We start from the raw sequence: 15,985 nt of genomic DNA, 5'->3' as shown, positions 1-15,985 counted from the left end.
TGCCGTGATTCGGCGGGAGCTACGGGGAATTCGGCGTATTGTGCGGTTATTCGGCGTTTCAGCCCGGGAATTCGGCGCATGGCACGATTATTCGGTGTTTCGGCCCGGGAATTCGGCGCAGAAACTTTTTTTCGGCGCAATGGGGGTTGGGGGCTCTATTGATAACTTTCCGCGCCGCGGAAAGCATCCTACTGATCGAACTACCGCCTATCCAAGGGAACTGAGATCATATCTTCTCCCCTTCGTTCCCCCGTTATGCGGTAACTTCATTTTCCGAAGCAAACGTTTAGCACTATCAGTGGTTGGTAGATGAAGATACACTCGGCATTCTTTACTCCTAATTTCCGGTGAAACAAGTTTTGCATAATCACGTAATGCCATGCGATGGGCATGCCTGCTCACCTTTTCACATCGCGGGCATTTCCACCTACCATGTCTCCACATCATCGTTGTATTTTTGCACTCTGTGCAGAGGACGCCTTCCTTAATATCTCGTTTACTTATTTTATATTTGTTGATCGCACAATATTGTTCAGGAGTGCTATTTTCATATATTGTTTGCGCAATATTACGGATCATTGAACGTGGGTATCTTTTTTTACTGTTTTTATGAAAAGCAGCAACGTTTTCTCTTAAAGCTGTTGGGCGAATCACTCGCTGGTGGTTTGGATGGGATTGCGAAGCAGTGGTTAGAATAGCATTCGTATTCGCAATGACAGCGATATTATATAAATAGGGAAAATCAGTAAACCGTTCATGAAGCCAGTCAGAGAGGAAGGATCTTTGCTGATCGGCTTGCACGACTGGATCAGGAAAAACTTCTTCCACCTCATGCGATCGCCGCAACACTTGATGATGTTCATGATCAAAAATCAACTTCCCTGTTATATTTTTGATTTCTAATATAAGAAAAAAATAAGGGGTGAGCAAAAGCGTATCAATCTGAAAATAATACCCGCGGTAAAACAAGCGAACATTATGCAGGAAAAGCGGCTCCAAGAAATCAAGATTCCGATAATAATAATCCATGGATTTCTCCCCATACCAACCTGCATCATACTGACTAAATTCAGTAGTGATTGCACCCATCTGGGGATGAGTAGAAGGTAAACGACGTTGTAATGCCTCAAGCTGAAGAAGTTTTTCGGGGTATGTGCGAGGTTTAATGACCATGTGACGCTCCTCTCATCGTAAATTACATATAGCATACCACTTACATGAGGAAAAGTCTTGCATCACCCTGGGGAAACCATGGAAAGAACCGGAGGAGGTATAGAATTCAGCGAAGGGAGCGAAGAATTTGGCGGAATCATAGCGATATTCGGCGTGCGAGTACAATTATTCGGTGCTTCGGCACGGGAATTCGGCGAATGAACAGTTTTTTCGGCGTAACGGCAGGTACTTAGAATGATTGGCTTTCCGCAGGCGGAAAGCCTTCCTTATTTATGAAGCTCAGACCGGGGACCGACACTTCGCTATAGGATTATGTTACCTCAGCCCTGCTGTGTACCCGCATTCAGAACGTGGATCCATTTTTTCGGCGAAATCATAGCAGAATTCGGCGCGTGGGCACATTAATTCGGTGCTTCCACCCCGGAATTCGGCGCGCGAGCACTATTATTCGGCGTTTCCACACGGGGATTCGGCGTGCGCACTATTATTCGGCGCCTCCACCCGGATATTCGGCGTGCGCGCACTATTATTCGGCGCAAGAACAGTTTTTTCAGCGCAACGATGTTAACTTTCTATGTTGGTAGCTTTCCGCGCGGCGGAAAGCCTTCATCTCTACAGCTTTGGCATAAGTTTTTTGACTAACGAGTTGATTGGATCCATGATATAATCGGGAGTACTATAAAAACATTATGCTGTTAGAGGAGAATGTTTCATTGAGTATAGGCATAAATACGGTTTTATTTTTCCTATTACTTGTAGCAACCGCGGTTTTTGTTGCTGCTGAATTTTCCATTGTGCGACTAAGCAGCAGCCGGCTTGACCAGCTTGTGGAGGAAGGGAACGCGAAGGCAAAATTGATGAAAAAAGTCACCAACAACCTCGACGATTATATCGCGGCTTGTCAGCTCGGGTCGACGGTGACCGCGATTGGTTTAGGTTGGCTCGGGGAGCCTGTGGTAGAAACTCTTCTCGCACCACTTTTTTCACTTGTTGATCTTTCCGCTGATGTGATGGCGCCCGTATCTTTTATCGTTGCTTTCATTCTTGTCCTCTTCTTGCGAATGGTTGTCGGGGAATTGGCACCGCGGACAGCAGCGATTCAGCGTCCGGAGGGGGTCAGCTTTTTTCTAATCCGTTGGCTTCGTTTGTTCTACATGATCGTTTATCCGATCCTCTATGTGCTGAACGGAATTACGAATGCATTTGTGCAAATGTTCGGGTTGAAACCGGCGAAGGAGCTGGATGAGGCCCATACAGAAGAGGAATTGCAGGTTCTTCTCACCGAAAGCTTGAAACATGGCGAGATCAACCAGGCGGAGTTCGGGTATGTCAACAATATCTTCGCCTTCGATGAGCGAAAAGCCGATGAAATCATGGTTCCGCGCCCAGATATGGTTTGCCTCTATCGTGATGAACCTTACGAAGAATCGATTGCAAAAATTCAAGAGAAACGCTTTACAAGGTTTCCAGTGGTTGGAAGCAGCAAAGACGACATTGTCGGTTTCATTAACACGAAGCAATTTTTACTTCTCAATGTCGATGAAGATAATATTAACCTGAGTGACATTACCCGCTCCGTACTAACCGTTTCCGATCAAACACCAATCAAACGTCTATTGAAAAAAATGCAGACCGAAGGCGCGCATTTAGCGATTTTGATTGATGAATACGGGGGTACGGCCGGAATGGTCACGATCGAAGACATACTGGAAGAAATCGTCGGTGACATCCGCGATGAATTCGACGAAGGGGAAATGCCAGAAATTGAAGAGGTGGCCGATAACCACTTTTTAGTCGATGGTATTGTTCTGATCGATGACATCAACCAACACCTCCCCAACAAAATCGAGGAAGAGGAATTTGACACCATCGGCGGCTGGTTATTTTCCATGAATCCAAACATCCGAGAAGGGGAGAAATGGAAATCGGGAACGTTAAAAATCCGTGTTATCAAACGCGACGAATACCGCTACCGGAAACTAGAACTGATCGTAGAAGATGAAAATGAGGAGTAAGAGCGAGGAAAAAAGAGCAGTTCGAGTGACTGCTCTTTTTACTTAACGATCCGTTAAAGGAATATCATCATAGTCATCTGCGTCTATTTCATAGACATTCCCACTTGCGACACTATCTAAAATACCATATAAACCTAACTCGACGGCATTAACTAATTGGCCCATCCTTTGATGCCCATAAGTCTGTGTTTGCCCAGTAACTTCAAATAAAACGGCTCCGCTGCCATTTAGAGCGAAGGATCCCAAGGCTGTCCCAGGTAAATCTAGGTTTTGCGGATAGAGTGAAATATTACCAAAAGGTGAATTTCCTTTTTGTTGTAATGCATTATAAGCGGCGACATTCAACTTCTTTGAAAATTCTTCATTGTAATTGTCTGCATATTCACTATATTTTTCTCCTTCATCACTGTTTGGGTCAGGGACAAATACTCCCGACAGAGATAATGTGACTTCATCATCCGTGCCATCGATTAGATACTCTCCTTGGTGATGTAGATCAACAAATACATCAACTTGTCCAAATTGTTCGTCTAATTCTTTGTAAACATCTCGAACTGTTTGAGCTTCAGGTGTGATATACCATCCAGGCTCTGCTGAGGCACCAGGAAAATCTTCTGGTTGCGGTGTATAGTCGAGATCGGGGTTAAAATCACGATTAACATCAAAACCGGGGTTTGATGCATAGTCCCAAAATTCATTTGTGTACGTGTAGTAATTCCATGAAGACGGGGCACCTTCCAACTGAGGAAAATCTTCTACCACTTCGTTCCATGTCATATCGTTCCCCCGGCGATTCAATTCAGAACTATCTGGATTCATCATGGGTATTGCTACAATCGTCAATTCCTCTCTAAGCTCTCTCATATCCGAGGCATTATTGGATCCGAGCTGTTGTAACATTTGTAGAAGAGCCTTTGTTCCTGTCTTCTCATTCCCGTGAATTTCGCTTTGAACAAGTACAACCTTGTCTCCTGATCCTACGGTAGCTTTGTAGATTTCACGTCCCTGATTGGAGTGACCAACGACATCCACATCAACCGTTCCTTGACTGCTTCTTTCAATCTTCTGAAGCTCATTACTTAGTTCATCATGGCTAATAAAGCCTGATACAGGGGGTTTTCCATCTCCAAAATTCCCAGGTGAGTTCCCATTTGCTTCAGCTTGCATCGGTGCGAATACACTTGCACCCAACAAAGTCAAACTGAAAAACACGCTTTTTATCAACATTTCATCCCTCCATTTTTTTACATACTATAAAAACATTCGTCTTAAAATTCTATTTTCCTGCTAAAACAAAGCATTTTTAGAATAGCTTCTTTTTCGACGTAATGACAGACACTCAAATATAGTCTATAATTTTCAAAAAGAATACAATCTACAAATATAGTAATGGGGTGGCAAATGATGCAGTTTGATCCTTGGTATCATCCATATCCTTCAAAGCGGACACCGATGTATAGCACGCGGGGGATGGTGGGTACTTCACAGCCGCTTGCCTCCGAAGCAGGCCTTGATATGTTAAAAAAAGGTGGAAATGCAGTGGATGCTGCGATTGCAACAGCTGCCGCACTGACGGTGGTTGAACCGACATCCAATGGGATTGGCGGTGATTCGTTTGCGATCCTTTGGTTGGATGGGGAAATGCATGGCATGAATTCGAGCGGCCGATCGCCTGGGGAAATCTCGATTGACGCGGTTAAAGCGCGTGGATATGAGAAAATGCCTCGAAGTGGCTTAATTCCGGTGAATGTCCCTGGTGCTCCAGGTGGATGGGTGGCGTTATCAGAACGATTCGGAAAATTATCGCTAGAGGAAGTTCTCGCACCAGCCATTCGCCTGGCGGAAGAAGGGTTCCCGGTTAGCCCTGTGGTTTCCAAGCATTGGAAAACAGCGGTGCAGTTATTCCCCACTGATCAACCAGAGTTTCAACCTTGGTTCGATACGTTTACGAAAAACGGAAAAGCTCCCGAGCCTGGGGAAATCTGGCATTTGCCGGATCACGGCGCTACCTTGCGTAAAATCGCGGAATCAAAAGGGAAAGCTTTTTATGAAGGCGAACTTGCTGAGTGTGTCGATCAATTTTCTCGCAAGCACGACGGATTTCTTCGAAAGGAAGATTTTGAGAAATTTACGACGGATTGGGTACAGCCTTTATCGGCGAACTACAAAGGGTACGACGTCTGGGAACTACCGCCAAACGGGCAGGGAATCGTTCCTCTGATGGCGATGAACATATTGAATGGTTTTGATTTGCCGACAAAAGAAAGTGCAGATACTTACCATAAACATATTGAAGCGCTAAAATTAGCGTTTGCAGACGGATTTGAATACATTACCGATCCAGAACATATGAGCATCGACCCCGAAATGCTACTTACACCTGAATATGCAGCCGAACGTCGAGCTTTAATTGGGGAAAAAGCCATTGACCCGAAAGCCGGAACACCGCCAAGAGGGGGCACTGTATACTTAGCTACCGCCGATGGAGAGGGCAATATGGTCTCCATGATTCAGAGCAATTACGCGGGCTTTGGTTCAGGTATCGTCATTCCGGGGACAGGCATTAGCATGCAAAATCGCGGCTGGGAGTTTCAATTGGACGAAAATGCCGCGAACGCGTTAGCACCAAACAAGCGGACGTATCATACGATCATTCCAGGCTTTTTAACAAAAGACGATCAGCCAGTCGGGCCGTTCGGCGTCATGGGTGGATATATGATGCCGCAAGGACACTTGCAAGTACTGACGAATGCCATTGATTACGGCTTCAACCCGCAAGCCGCACTGGACGCCCCGCGTTGGAAATGGCTAGGCGGAAACACGTTGGAAATTGAATCAGAATTCCCTGCGGAAATCGCACGCCAGCTCGTACGTAAAGGCCATCATATCCGACCCAGCCTCGAAGCCGGAAGCTTCGGCCGTGGACAAGTAATTTGGCGCAATCCGGAAAGCGGTGTACTCGTTGGCGGAACAGAATCACGGGCAGACGGCCACTTAGCGATTTGGTGAGGTGTACATCATGAACGTACGAAAACAATGGTTTATTTTCGTAGCCATGTTACGAGCTAATTTACTAGGCTACGGCGGGGGCCCTCCAACGATCCCACTCATCCATAAAGAAGTCGTGCAAACGTATAAATGGATGGATGACGAAGAATTCAGCGATATCGTCGCACTTGCGAATACGTTGCCAGGCCCCATCGTAACCAAACTCAGCGGCTATATTGGACATCGTATAGGCGGAACGATTGGAATGCTGAATGCCATTGTCGCCGCCGTTTTTCCAACAGCTATCCTCACGATCCTTCTGGTCGGAACACTTGCCTCTTTTCAAGATGTTCCTGTCGTTGAAGGAATGACTGCGGCGATTGCACCAGTCGTGGGCGTGCTGCTCATCGTCATGACTTATAATTTTCTGAAGCAATCGAAACAAAGCGTCGGCTTTTGGAGCACATTTTTTCTTACCCTCGTAAGCTTAATCGTACTCGAATGGCTGAACATCCACCCTGCTATATTAATCGTCGCACTCATGGTCATCGCTTTCAGTCGAAAACCGAAACCATCATCAGAACAGGAACAGGCGCAGAAAGGAAGCTAGCTCATGATTTTTTGGAATTTATTCGTCGCTTTTTTAATTCCAGGAGTGGTCGGTTACGGTGGCGGGCCCGCTTCGATTCCTTTAATCGAACACGAAGTGGTCAGACGCTACGGATGGATGAGCACACAAGAATTCGGGGAAGTTCTCGCATTTGGAAACGCCCTCCCCGGGCCCATTGCCACAAAAATGGCCGGCTTCATCGGTTACGACGTAGCCGGCATTCCAGGCGCGCTCGTTGCCATCTTCGCCACCGTCGCACCAAGCCTAGCCGCAATGCTCCTGCTCATGAAAATTTTACTCAAATACAAAGATCACCCGCGCGTCAAAAACATGACTTCTTTCATCCGCGCCCCCATCGCCGTACTCCTCGGCGTACTCGCATTCCAATTCTTCTTCATGTCCTGGGAAGGCGCCGGATGGCTGCAAACCGGGATCCTCGTAGGAGCAAGCCTGCTCCTCTTAGAAAAATTCAACGTCCACCCCGCCCTCGTCATCTTAGGCTCACTCATTTACGGGGCAGTGGTGCTATCCTAAGCTGTGGTTCGCCACAGCTTTTTAGGTGCGCTGTATTAACTTTACGACGTGCCGAATTCCGGGTGCTTTCGCCGAATTATCCTACCGGCGCGCCGAATTCCGAGCGCTTTCGCCGAATTATTCCGCCGGTGCGCCGAATTCCTCACCGAAACTTACTACCGTTAGTTCGTTCTTTAAGCTGTGCGATCATTTCTGTCTTTTTACCAAAGAGGCTTGTAAAATAATACCTCCTATGTTTCAATAAAGTTAGAAAATTTATGCCATTCACTAGGGGAGCCGTAGAAACGGCTGAGAAAAGCTTTGCTTTGACCCTTAGAACCTGATCTGGTTTATACCAGCGTAGGGAAGTGGAGTTCGCATGTCATAGATACGTGTATATACATATGACATTACCCGCTCTGTTTCCCTCAGAGCGGCTTTTTTCATGCCCTTGTGAATGCAATGTTTAAAAAATGGAGGAGATTTTATGACTTTTACAGAAGAACTAAGAAAAGAAGCCGATCCCATTTTTCAAGCCATCTTCACTCACCCATTCGTTCAAGGCATCGGGAACGGAGATTTGCAAGGAGATCAGCTCATCCATTACGTCAAACAAGACTTTGAATATTTGAATACATTTATTCAAATCTACGGCCAAGCGATCAATCGTTGCGACCATCGCGAAGACATGGCTATGTTTAACGAGCAAATCTCATTTATTTTAGATAGTGAGATTCACCCTCATCATAATTTTTGCCAAGTTGCCGGTGTTCAATATGAAGACTTGCAATACGAGCCGTTAGCTCCAACCGCTCATCATTATACGCGACACATGTTAGATGTAGCACAAGGTGGTTCATTGGGAGAAATCTTGGCTGTTCTCCTCCCCTGTCCATGGACCTACAGTGAAATCGGGGATTATTTGAAGGAAGAAAAACAACCAAGTGAGTCCCACCCATTTTACGATTGGATCAACTTTTACAGCCGTGAAGGGGACATGAGCGTCACCGAAAAATTTCGGGCCCGGCTCGATGCATATGCTGAAAGCGCGAACGCTCAAGAAAAGGAACGGATGAAGGACGCCTTTATAAAAAGCTGCCAACTCGAGTATTCGTTCTGGGAAATGTCTTATCAGTTGGAAAAATGGCCAGTCATTAGCTCCTAATTTCAAATAGTGAGGCTGCCCGCTCGGGCAGCCCATTGCAAGCTTTCGCTGAATTATATTCTTAGTGCGCCGAATTCCTAGGTTTTTCGCCGAATTATTCTCGCGGCTCGCCGAATCCCGAGCGCTTCCGCCGAATGATCCTCGCGGCTCGCCGAATCCCGAGCGCTTCCGCCGAATGATCCTCGCGACCCGCCGAATTCCGCTCGGCTTCCGCCGAATGATCCTACCGGCTCGCCACTGTATTCCGGGCACTTTCATTAATTCTCCAGCCGCAGCAAGCGGTCATCGTTTTCTTCTGGGTTCCCGCGGCCATCCGTATTATTAGTTAAGACATAAATGTTGTCCCCTTCAATCATTACGTCGCGCAAGCGTCCTTCATCTTCGAGCACCACTTCCATTTCCTCGGCCTCTACATCAAAGCGCATCAATTCTTCTCCGGCAAGGCCGGCGACATAGAAGTCTTCTCCAGAAAATGCGGCGCCTGATGGTGCCCACGTGTCATCTCCAGACTGGAATAGCGGCGTTTCCATTCCTTCCGCTTCTTCATCTCCTGTGATTTCAGGCCACCCGTAATTGCTGCCTGCTTCGATCTCATTGACCTCATCTTGTCCGGTCGGTCCATGCTCTGAGCTGAACATCGTTCCGTCTTCTGCCCAATCGATTCCTTGTGGGTTCCGATGTCCATATGAATACACATACGAATCTTCAAAAGGATTGTCGTCTGGAACGGATCCATCTAATTCCATTCTTAAAATATTACCAGCCAGGTTTTCTGGGTCCTGGGACAGCTCCTCAACATCAGCGTCCCCAGTCGTTGCGTATAAATGATCGTCTGGTCCAATGGCCAAGCGGCCACCGTTATGAATAGTATCCCCAGGAATCTCATCGAGCAAGACGTCTGTTTCCTGCCATCCATCATCCGAACGTTCCATCGTCACGATCCGGTTAAATACTTCTGACCCATCTTCATACGTGTGATAAACGATCGCTTCATCGTCATGATTTGGATCGAAAACCATGCCGAGAAATCCACCTTCGCCTTCTTCCCAAACCTCTTCTTCAAGCTCAACCTCTTCCCGACTCACGTCCTCCCCATCATAGTGAACGATCGACCCTGATCTTTCAGTAATAAAAAATTCCTCATCGTCCGTTTTAGCGATCGACCAAGGAGCATCTAAATCCGTGATTAACGCTTCGAATTCTTCATTATCCGCATCAGGTTCTTCTTCCTCTTCAGGCTGAGAATCATCCCCAGGCTCCGGCTCTGGCTCCTCATCCTCTTGTTCTGGCGCACATCCGATTAACACTGCGCCCAAACCAAGAACAATATATCTTTTCACCTTTCCCACTCCTTTTACAGAGAATAATACCAGCGGCCATGATCTGTATCCCGCATACAATCGCCCTTATGACGTAAATATTCTAGATGAGCGAGTGTTTCTCCAATCGCAAATCGGGTCTCATGTACACTCAGCTGCTTCGGGAACAAACGTTGACACAGTTCGTAAACTGTTCTCGGTTCACCTAAAAAGCCATGTAACGTTTCAAGCCGCTCCATATGATGATCATGAATTTCTTGAATGCGGGCGTTCGCATCAGTAAAAGGCTGGCCATGAGAAGGAATAACATGCTCCACATCAAGTTTTCTTATTTTCTCCAAAGACTGAAGAAACGATTTTAATGGATTAGGGTTTCCGTGAAACCAATAGGAAATATTAGGTGTAATTTTCGGCAATAAATGGTCCGTCGACAACAATACATTTTTCTCGCGGTTATAAAAAACGACTAAACCGTCCGAATGCCCGGGGGTAAACAAAATCTCATATTCGTAGTTGCCAATCCTCACTTTTTCTCCTTCTTGAAAATAGTGAAGAATGTCTGGCAATGGGGTTACACGTGGAATAAAATCCTCTGTATTTTTCCGCATTTCATCCGCACTTGCATCAGGAATGCCCGCCAAGTTGTAATATTCACGCATCTCATCTAAAAATTCAGGCGTCCACGCGTGCTCTCCTGCCCTCGCATCCGTTTCCGTCATATAGACGTTAGCGCCGGTGCGCTCCTGCATCTTGCCAACGTAGCCAAAATGATCTGGATGATAGTGTGTCACCAAGATTCGATCGACGTTTTTATCTTTCAAAATCGGATCCCAGGCTGCCACCGTCTCCTCATTATGTAAACCTGCATCAATTACCGTCAAGCCTTTGTCACCTTCAGCGTAAAATACATTCACATGGTTTAACCGAAACGGTAGGTTTAAACGAAGCTTCTCAATACCTAGATCTATATTCATCATAACTCCCACTCCCTTTATATATGAAAAATACCCGAGATCAAGAGGAGTCAAACCCTCCTGCTCCCGGGTACTGCCACTCTTTACTTCATTTGCAATTCATTTCGTTCTTCTTCTGTAAACACGCGTGAACGGGTTAAAAACCGTACGCCTTCCGGTCCTTCGAGGGAAAACATGCCTCCGCGCCCTTTCACAACATCAATGATGAGCTGGGTGTGCTTCCAATATTCATATTGATCTTTCGCGATGTAAAACGGTGCTCCGCCAATATCTCCTAAATAAATGTCGTGACGCCCGACTCTAAAATCATCTTTTGAAAAACACATTGGAGAACTGCCATCACAACATCCGCCGGATTGGTGAAAAACAAGGGCCCCATGCTTTTCGCCCAGTTTTTGAATGAGCGCTAACGCTTTATCGGTGGCAAGAACTTTATCCACCATCGTAAGCTCCCCTTTCATCGACAAAAAATTTCCCGGGAAATATCAAATCACCACGATTTAAAATAATCCTTGCGGTTCTTCGCTATAGCTTACGAGCAAATTCTTCGTTTGTTGATAATGATCGAGCATCATTAAGTGATTCTCCCGGCCGATGCCGGACTTTTTATAGCCGCCAAAAGCTGCGTGAGCCGGGTAGACGTGAAAACAATTCGTCCAGACGCGGCCGGATTGAATGGCTCTTCCGAAACGGTAGGCCGTATTAATATTTCGGGACCAAACCCCCGCGCCCAGGCCGTACAACGTATCATTTGCAATTTCCAACGCTTCATCCTGATCCTTGAACGTTGTCACGGACACGACCGGGCCGAAGATTTCTTCCTGGAATACCCGCATTTTATTATTCCCTTTAAAAATGGTGGGTTCTACATAATACCCTTCAGCCTGATCGCCTTCGTACTTGATGCGATTGCCGCCTGTTACGACTTCTGCGCCTTCTTGCTTAGCGATATCAAAATAAGAGAGAATTTTTTCCAACTGTTCTTCAGACGCCTGCGCTCCGATCATCGTGTTCGTATCCAGCGGATCGCCGCCCTTGATTTCTTTTACTTTCTTGAGTGCACGCTCCATAAACTCATCGTAGATGGATTCATCAATGAGCGCACGGGAAGGACAAGTACACACTTCCCCTTGATTAAGGGCGAACATGACAAAGCCCTCAATGGCTTTCTCTAAATAACCATCATCTTGATCCATCACATCCGCGAAGAAAATATTCGGTGATTTGCCGCCAAGTTCAAGCGTAACCGGGATGATATTCTCGGAAGCATATTGCATGATCATCCGCCCTGTTGTTGTCTCTCCCGTAAACGCGACCTTATCGACTTGATCACTTTGGGCAAGGGGCTTCCCTGCTTCCAGTCCGAAGCCTTGAACAACATTCAGGACACCTGCCGGCAATAAATCTTTCACCAGCTCAAGCCAAATGTTGATGGATGCCGGGGTTTGCTCTGCAGGCTTCAAAACCACACAATTTCCGGCCGCAAGCGCTGGCGCCACCTTCCAGGACATCATGAGCAATGGAAAATTCCAGGGGATAATCTGCCCGACTACACCAAGCGGTTCATGAAAGTGATAGGCAACGGTATCTTCATCAATCTGTGAGACCCCGCCTTCCTGGGCGCGAATCACACTTGCAAAATACCGGAAATGGTCGACGGCAAGAGGGATGTCTGCCGCTAATGCCTCCCGGACAGGTTTTCCATTATCCCACGTCTCAGCGACAGCTAGCTTTTCCAAGTTTTCTTCCATCCGGTCTGCTATTTTATTCAAAATTTGTGAACGATTCGCAACAGATGTAGCCGCCCAACCTACTTTTGCTTCATGTGCAACAGCTAATGCACGTTCCACATCCACTTCTTTCGACCGAGCAATTTCCGTGTATACTTTCCCACTCACGGGACTAACATTTTCAAAATACTCCCCATCAGCAGGAGCTACCCATTCTCCACCAATGAAATTATCATACCGAGATTCATAATGAACAAGTGCGTTCGCCTTCCCTGGCTGTTCATAACGCATACGTTGGCCCCCTTTAATAATATGAATGCGATTACATTTATGGTATAGATACCCTTTTTCTATTGTTTGTAAACCATTTTTCATCATATAATAAAAAAAGGAGGGGGGTTCCTTTGGTCCATGTCAATGATCAGCTTCATACTTTGTTGTCCGAGAAAAATGTAGGATTGGCCATTTACGGAATCGGCATTCATCATGTAGAAAAGAATGAAAGTTTTTACATGAACGGAAATGAACTTTTTCAACAAGCAAGTATTTTTAAAATTCCTATTCTTCTTTCGCTGTTACGACAAGTCGATTCCAATATTATTCACCTTTCCAATACAATTACCCTTAGCCATAAAGATGTTGTGCCCGGCTCAGGAGTATTAAAAGATTTGGATTATGGCATCACGCTTACGATTAAAGACCTGGCGACGCTCATGATCATTGTTAGCGACAACATGGCAACCGACCAAATCATCAACCTCGTCGGACTCGAGCAGATCCAGCAAGACCTCATCGATTGGGAGCTGAACGACACCCACATCGTTCTCAACACTTATGAACTATTATGTTCTAGCGTTGGCCTCTCTCCTGATTCGTACAACGACAAACTCATCTACCGTCTTGATATAAAAGCCTTCGATCATGAAAGCCCTGTGTTTCAGACCGAAACAAGGACAAATACAACGACTCCAAGGGACATGAACAACCTCTTGAAAAAACTCGTAAGTGGGGAAATCCTCACGGAAAAAAACACAGCGATCGCGCTCGACATATTGGGACGGCAGCAACTCAATCACCGCATCCCCGCACTCTTGGAAAACGATGTAAAAGTCATGCATAAAACAGGATCTCTCGGCCCGGTAATCAACGACACAGGGATACTCGCACTCCCCGAACACCGCAGCACGCTTATATTATCATTATTTTCTAAAGGAAACACATCGACGTTATCTGCGGAACGAGCCCTCTCTACGATTTCAAGGCTTTTCGTAGATGATTATTTATAGGAAAACCGAAGTTGTCTCAAAAATATATTCGCCGAATTCCCTAGGCGTAGCGTCGAATCATCGTTCCGTACGCTGGATTCTGGGGTGATCCCGCCGAAGAAAGAAAGAATCATCGAATGCAGGAGCTACCCTTTATGGCTATTTCCCATCTTACGTTGCCCCCCAACTACTCTTGTCCGTTTTTGCAGTTTCATGGGTTATTTTGGTTTATGATGAATACGATGAAGTGCTCTGCGTTTAGGAGGGGCATAAAGGCTTTTCATGGAGATGAGTACGCTTCACCTCATCTTTATTGTTGGTTGGATCACCATGAAAATAGGCCTTCTTCCTGATGCCAGCCGCGGTGTGTATGAATGGTAGATGGAAGGATAGCTGAAGCAGGATATTCAATACGGAAATCGATAGTGAAGTCAATCACGAGACGGAACCACCGATACTAGAAGAGGAACCGATTGAGCCCGAAGAAGATATAACAGATGAATATGAAATCGCGACACACGACAACCCTGCTTTTATCGAAGAACCCAGTCAATTTCAATTGGAACATATCACCCATGGCTACATGGACATCACTGTCACCCTATTGGGAACTATTCGTGGCGATGAAGCCTGAGCCATCATCGAAGAAATCGAGGAAAAACCTTTTCAGCTTAGCAGCTATCCATTCGAACTCGTATCGGCTGAAAGCACCACATACAACGAGTTATCTTACGTATCTGGCCTCCCTGACCCAATTGACACCGACCTATACGCCGGCGGAGACATCCAAGGCCATATAGTATTCCAAGTCTTCCTCGCAGATCACGACGGCTTATGGTACCAACCGCAAGAGAGCTTGGAAGGCGATGAAGTACTATAAGGAAAATAAGACAGTACGGGTGTGGCCCGAGCTCTGCGCTTCGGGCCATTAAAGCGTTTGCGAAAGCCGCACCATATCACGGATGCGCAATCCGTTCTCATACAGCGGCGTACTGTAATTCCTCACAAAATAATCAACTTCAACGCCAACGATGCGAAAACCGCATTTTTGGTATAGGTAAAGCTGGCTCATCCCTGTGCTCCCCGTGCCGATTTCTATGGTTTTGTAGCCTAGCTTTCGCGCCGTTTCAAGCGCGTGGCATAAAAGTTTTTCACCTAGGCCTTTTCCCTGCATAGAGTTCACAAGCGCGATGTTCATGATCTCTACCGTATTCGGTCTTGTTGCCAGGAGGACGTAGACGCCGATGACACGTCCTTCGTGGGCCATCAAAAAGCTGCGTCCCCGATGAATGTAACTCTCAATCATCTTCACTTCAGGATCCGCGATGAACAGAAGACTCATCGGCACATCTTCTATTTTTTTACACTCATGAATTTCATACTCTATGCCAGAACCACCGCTCATATAAAATAAGACCTCAACGGATTTGCAAGTGTTACTTCACCGGAAAACACCCCTTTTGCTTCACTCACAAGATCCTCAACCTTTCCATAATGCGGTAAATGCGTAAGTAACAAACGCTTCACGCCCGCTTTTTCAGCCAATTGTCCTGCCTGCTGCCCGCTCAAATGCCCCGGAATCTGATCGATCATAGGGTGATATGTACTCGCTTCACTGACAAGCAACTCACTTCCTTCAATAAAAGGAAGCAGCGGTTCCGTCCACGCCGTATCTGCTGTAAAAACAATGGAATCGTTATTTTCATTCGTAAATTTTAACGCTAAACAATAGACCGGATGCTTCGTCTCACAAAAACGAACCTCCCACGGCCCAATCGTTTGCTTATGTTCCGGTGAAACCGCCGTAACCGTTGTGTACTTGCCATAGTCCAGCTTCGAAAACTTCTCCTGATTTTGCGCATGAGCATAAATAGGCAAAGGCTGCTGCCGCTTCTCCAAAATCGTTTCAATCATCACCCCATGCTGTAAAACCCCAACATCCGCATCATGATCCGGATGATAATGAGTCAGCACAAGCGCATCAAGTTCATGGAGGTCGATATGTGTTTGCAGCTTCGCCAACACACCGCTCCCACAATCAATGAGACAGCGAAAACCACCCTCTTCCAACAAAAACGCCGACGTCGCTTCATCCGCCTTCGGATACGCACCCCATACCCCTAAAGGAGTCAGTTTCATCTCAAAACCTCCATTTAACATCGTTAACGATAAGTATAGCATACTGGATGGGCAGCGGTAGTGGAGAAATGGGACCGGGGGATTCGGCGCATAG

The 15,985-nt window shown here is 46.3% G+C and carries 15 protein-coding genes and 1 riboswitch; of the genes, 7 read left to right on the top strand and 8 right to left on the bottom strand.

Annotation, left to right across the window (positions count from 1 at the left end):
• Positions 1-207: 207 nt before the first annotated feature.
• Positions 208-1,173, bottom strand: coding sequence for a nuclease-related domain-containing protein (locus tag HNR44_RS09060; protein WP_184403819.1), 966 nt, complete (start codon positions 1,171-1,173; stop codon positions 208-210).
• A 57-nt stretch (positions 1,174-1,230) separates the two neighbouring features.
• Here HNR44_RS09060 and HNR44_RS09055 point away from each other — a divergent pair, with 57 nt between their 5' ends.
• A complete protein-coding gene (locus tag HNR44_RS09055) occupies positions 1,231-1,374 on the top strand; it encodes a hypothetical protein (RefSeq protein WP_184403818.1) in 144 nt (47 codons plus the stop codon).
• 512 nt (positions 1,375-1,886) lie between these two features.
• Positions 1,887-3,188 carry a hemolysin family protein gene (locus tag HNR44_RS09050; protein WP_246407219.1) on the top strand — a complete coding sequence of 434 codons (1,302 nt, stop codon included), beginning with the start codon at positions 1,887-1,889 and terminating at the stop codon, positions 3,186-3,188.
• 42 nt (positions 3,189-3,230) lie between these two features.
• Here the strand turns inward: HNR44_RS09050 and HNR44_RS09045 are convergent, their stop codons facing one another.
• Positions 3,231-4,415 carry a M14 family zinc carboxypeptidase gene (locus HNR44_RS09045; RefSeq protein WP_184403816.1) on the bottom strand — a complete coding sequence of 395 codons (1,185 nt, stop codon included), beginning with the start codon at positions 4,413-4,415 and terminating at the stop codon, positions 3,231-3,233.
• Between the two features lie 174 nt (positions 4,416-4,589).
• On the opposite strand from HNR44_RS09045, the gene HNR44_RS09040 reads away from it, so the two are divergent.
• The 4 genes from HNR44_RS09040 to tenA all read left to right on the top strand — a co-directional run bounded on the left by HNR44_RS09040 (position 4,590) and on the right by tenA (position 8,464).
• Positions 4,590-6,197 carry a gamma-glutamyltransferase family protein gene (locus HNR44_RS09040; protein WP_184403815.1) on the top strand — a complete coding sequence of 536 codons (1,608 nt, stop codon included), beginning with the start codon at positions 4,590-4,592 and terminating at the stop codon, positions 6,195-6,197.
• 10 nt (positions 6,198-6,207) lie between these two features.
• Complete coding sequence (locus tag HNR44_RS09035; RefSeq protein ID WP_184403814.1) at positions 6,208-6,786, top strand: chromate transporter; 579 nt, start codon at positions 6,208-6,210, stop codon at positions 6,784-6,786.
• A 3-nt stretch (positions 6,787-6,789) separates the two neighbouring features.
• Positions 6,790-7,320 (top strand): chromate transporter, encoded by a 531-nt coding sequence (locus HNR44_RS09030; protein WP_184403813.1) that lies wholly within the window; start codon positions 6,790-6,792, stop codon positions 7,318-7,320.
• A gap of 259 nt (positions 7,321-7,579) precedes the next feature.
• A riboswitch (TPP riboswitch) is annotated at positions 7,580-7,683 on the top strand.
• A 103-nt stretch (positions 7,684-7,786) separates the two neighbouring features.
• Positions 7,787-8,464, top strand: a complete 678-nt coding sequence (gene tenA, locus HNR44_RS09025) for a thiaminase II (RefSeq protein ID WP_184403812.1) — start codon at positions 7,787-7,789, stop codon at positions 8,462-8,464.
• 257 nt (positions 8,465-8,721) lie between these two features.
• Here tenA and HNR44_RS09020 read toward each other — a convergent pair whose 3' ends face one another.
• From HNR44_RS09020 to exaC, 4 genes are all read right to left on the bottom strand, one after another.
• The gene (locus HNR44_RS09020; RefSeq protein ID WP_343069440.1) at positions 8,722-9,804 is read right to left on the bottom strand and encodes a PQQ-dependent sugar dehydrogenase; all 1,083 of its coding nucleotides are present in this window, start codon (positions 9,802-9,804) and stop codon (positions 8,722-8,724) included.
• Positions 9,805-9,818: 14 nt separating this feature from the next.
• Positions 9,819-10,760, bottom strand: a complete 942-nt coding sequence (locus HNR44_RS09015; RefSeq protein WP_343069439.1) for an MBL fold metallo-hydrolase — start codon at positions 10,758-10,760, stop codon at positions 9,819-9,821.
• Positions 10,761-10,840: 80 nt separating this feature from the next.
• Positions 10,841-11,200, bottom strand: a complete 360-nt coding sequence (locus HNR44_RS09010; RefSeq protein WP_184403810.1) for a DUF779 domain-containing protein — start codon at positions 11,198-11,200, stop codon at positions 10,841-10,843.
• Positions 11,201-11,257: 57 nt separating this feature from the next.
• Positions 11,258-12,778: an acetaldehyde dehydrogenase ExaC gene (exaC, locus tag HNR44_RS09005; protein ID WP_184403809.1), complete on the bottom strand. Its 1,521-nt coding sequence runs from the start codon at positions 12,776-12,778 to the stop codon at positions 11,258-11,260.
• Positions 12,779-12,891: 113 nt separating this feature from the next.
• On the opposite strand from exaC, the gene HNR44_RS09000 reads away from it, so the two are divergent.
• On the top strand, positions 12,892-13,773 hold the full coding sequence (locus HNR44_RS09000) for a serine hydrolase (protein WP_184403808.1): 882 nt from the start codon (positions 12,892-12,894) through the stop codon (positions 13,771-13,773).
• A gap of 907 nt (positions 13,774-14,680) precedes the next feature.
• Here the strand turns inward: HNR44_RS09000 and HNR44_RS08995 are convergent.
• Together HNR44_RS08995 and HNR44_RS08990 are read right to left on the bottom strand one after the other, a co-directional pair.
• A complete protein-coding gene (locus tag HNR44_RS08995; protein WP_246407217.1) occupies positions 14,681-15,094 on the bottom strand; it encodes a GNAT family N-acetyltransferase in 414 nt (137 codons plus the stop codon).
• A 59-nt stretch (positions 15,095-15,153) separates the two neighbouring features.
• A complete protein-coding gene (locus HNR44_RS08990; protein ID WP_184403806.1) occupies positions 15,154-15,891 on the bottom strand; it encodes an MBL fold metallo-hydrolase in 738 nt (245 codons plus the stop codon).
• Positions 15,892-15,985: the final 94 nt, after the last annotated feature.

Origin of the sequence: Geomicrobium halophilum, from assembly GCF_014207655.1 — a bacterium.
Lineage (GTDB): Bacteria > Bacillota > Bacilli > Bacillales > Marinococcaceae > Geomicrobium > Geomicrobium halophilum.
Note: the sequence above shows the minus strand (reverse complement) of the source record. Positions and strands in the feature narration are given on the sequence as shown.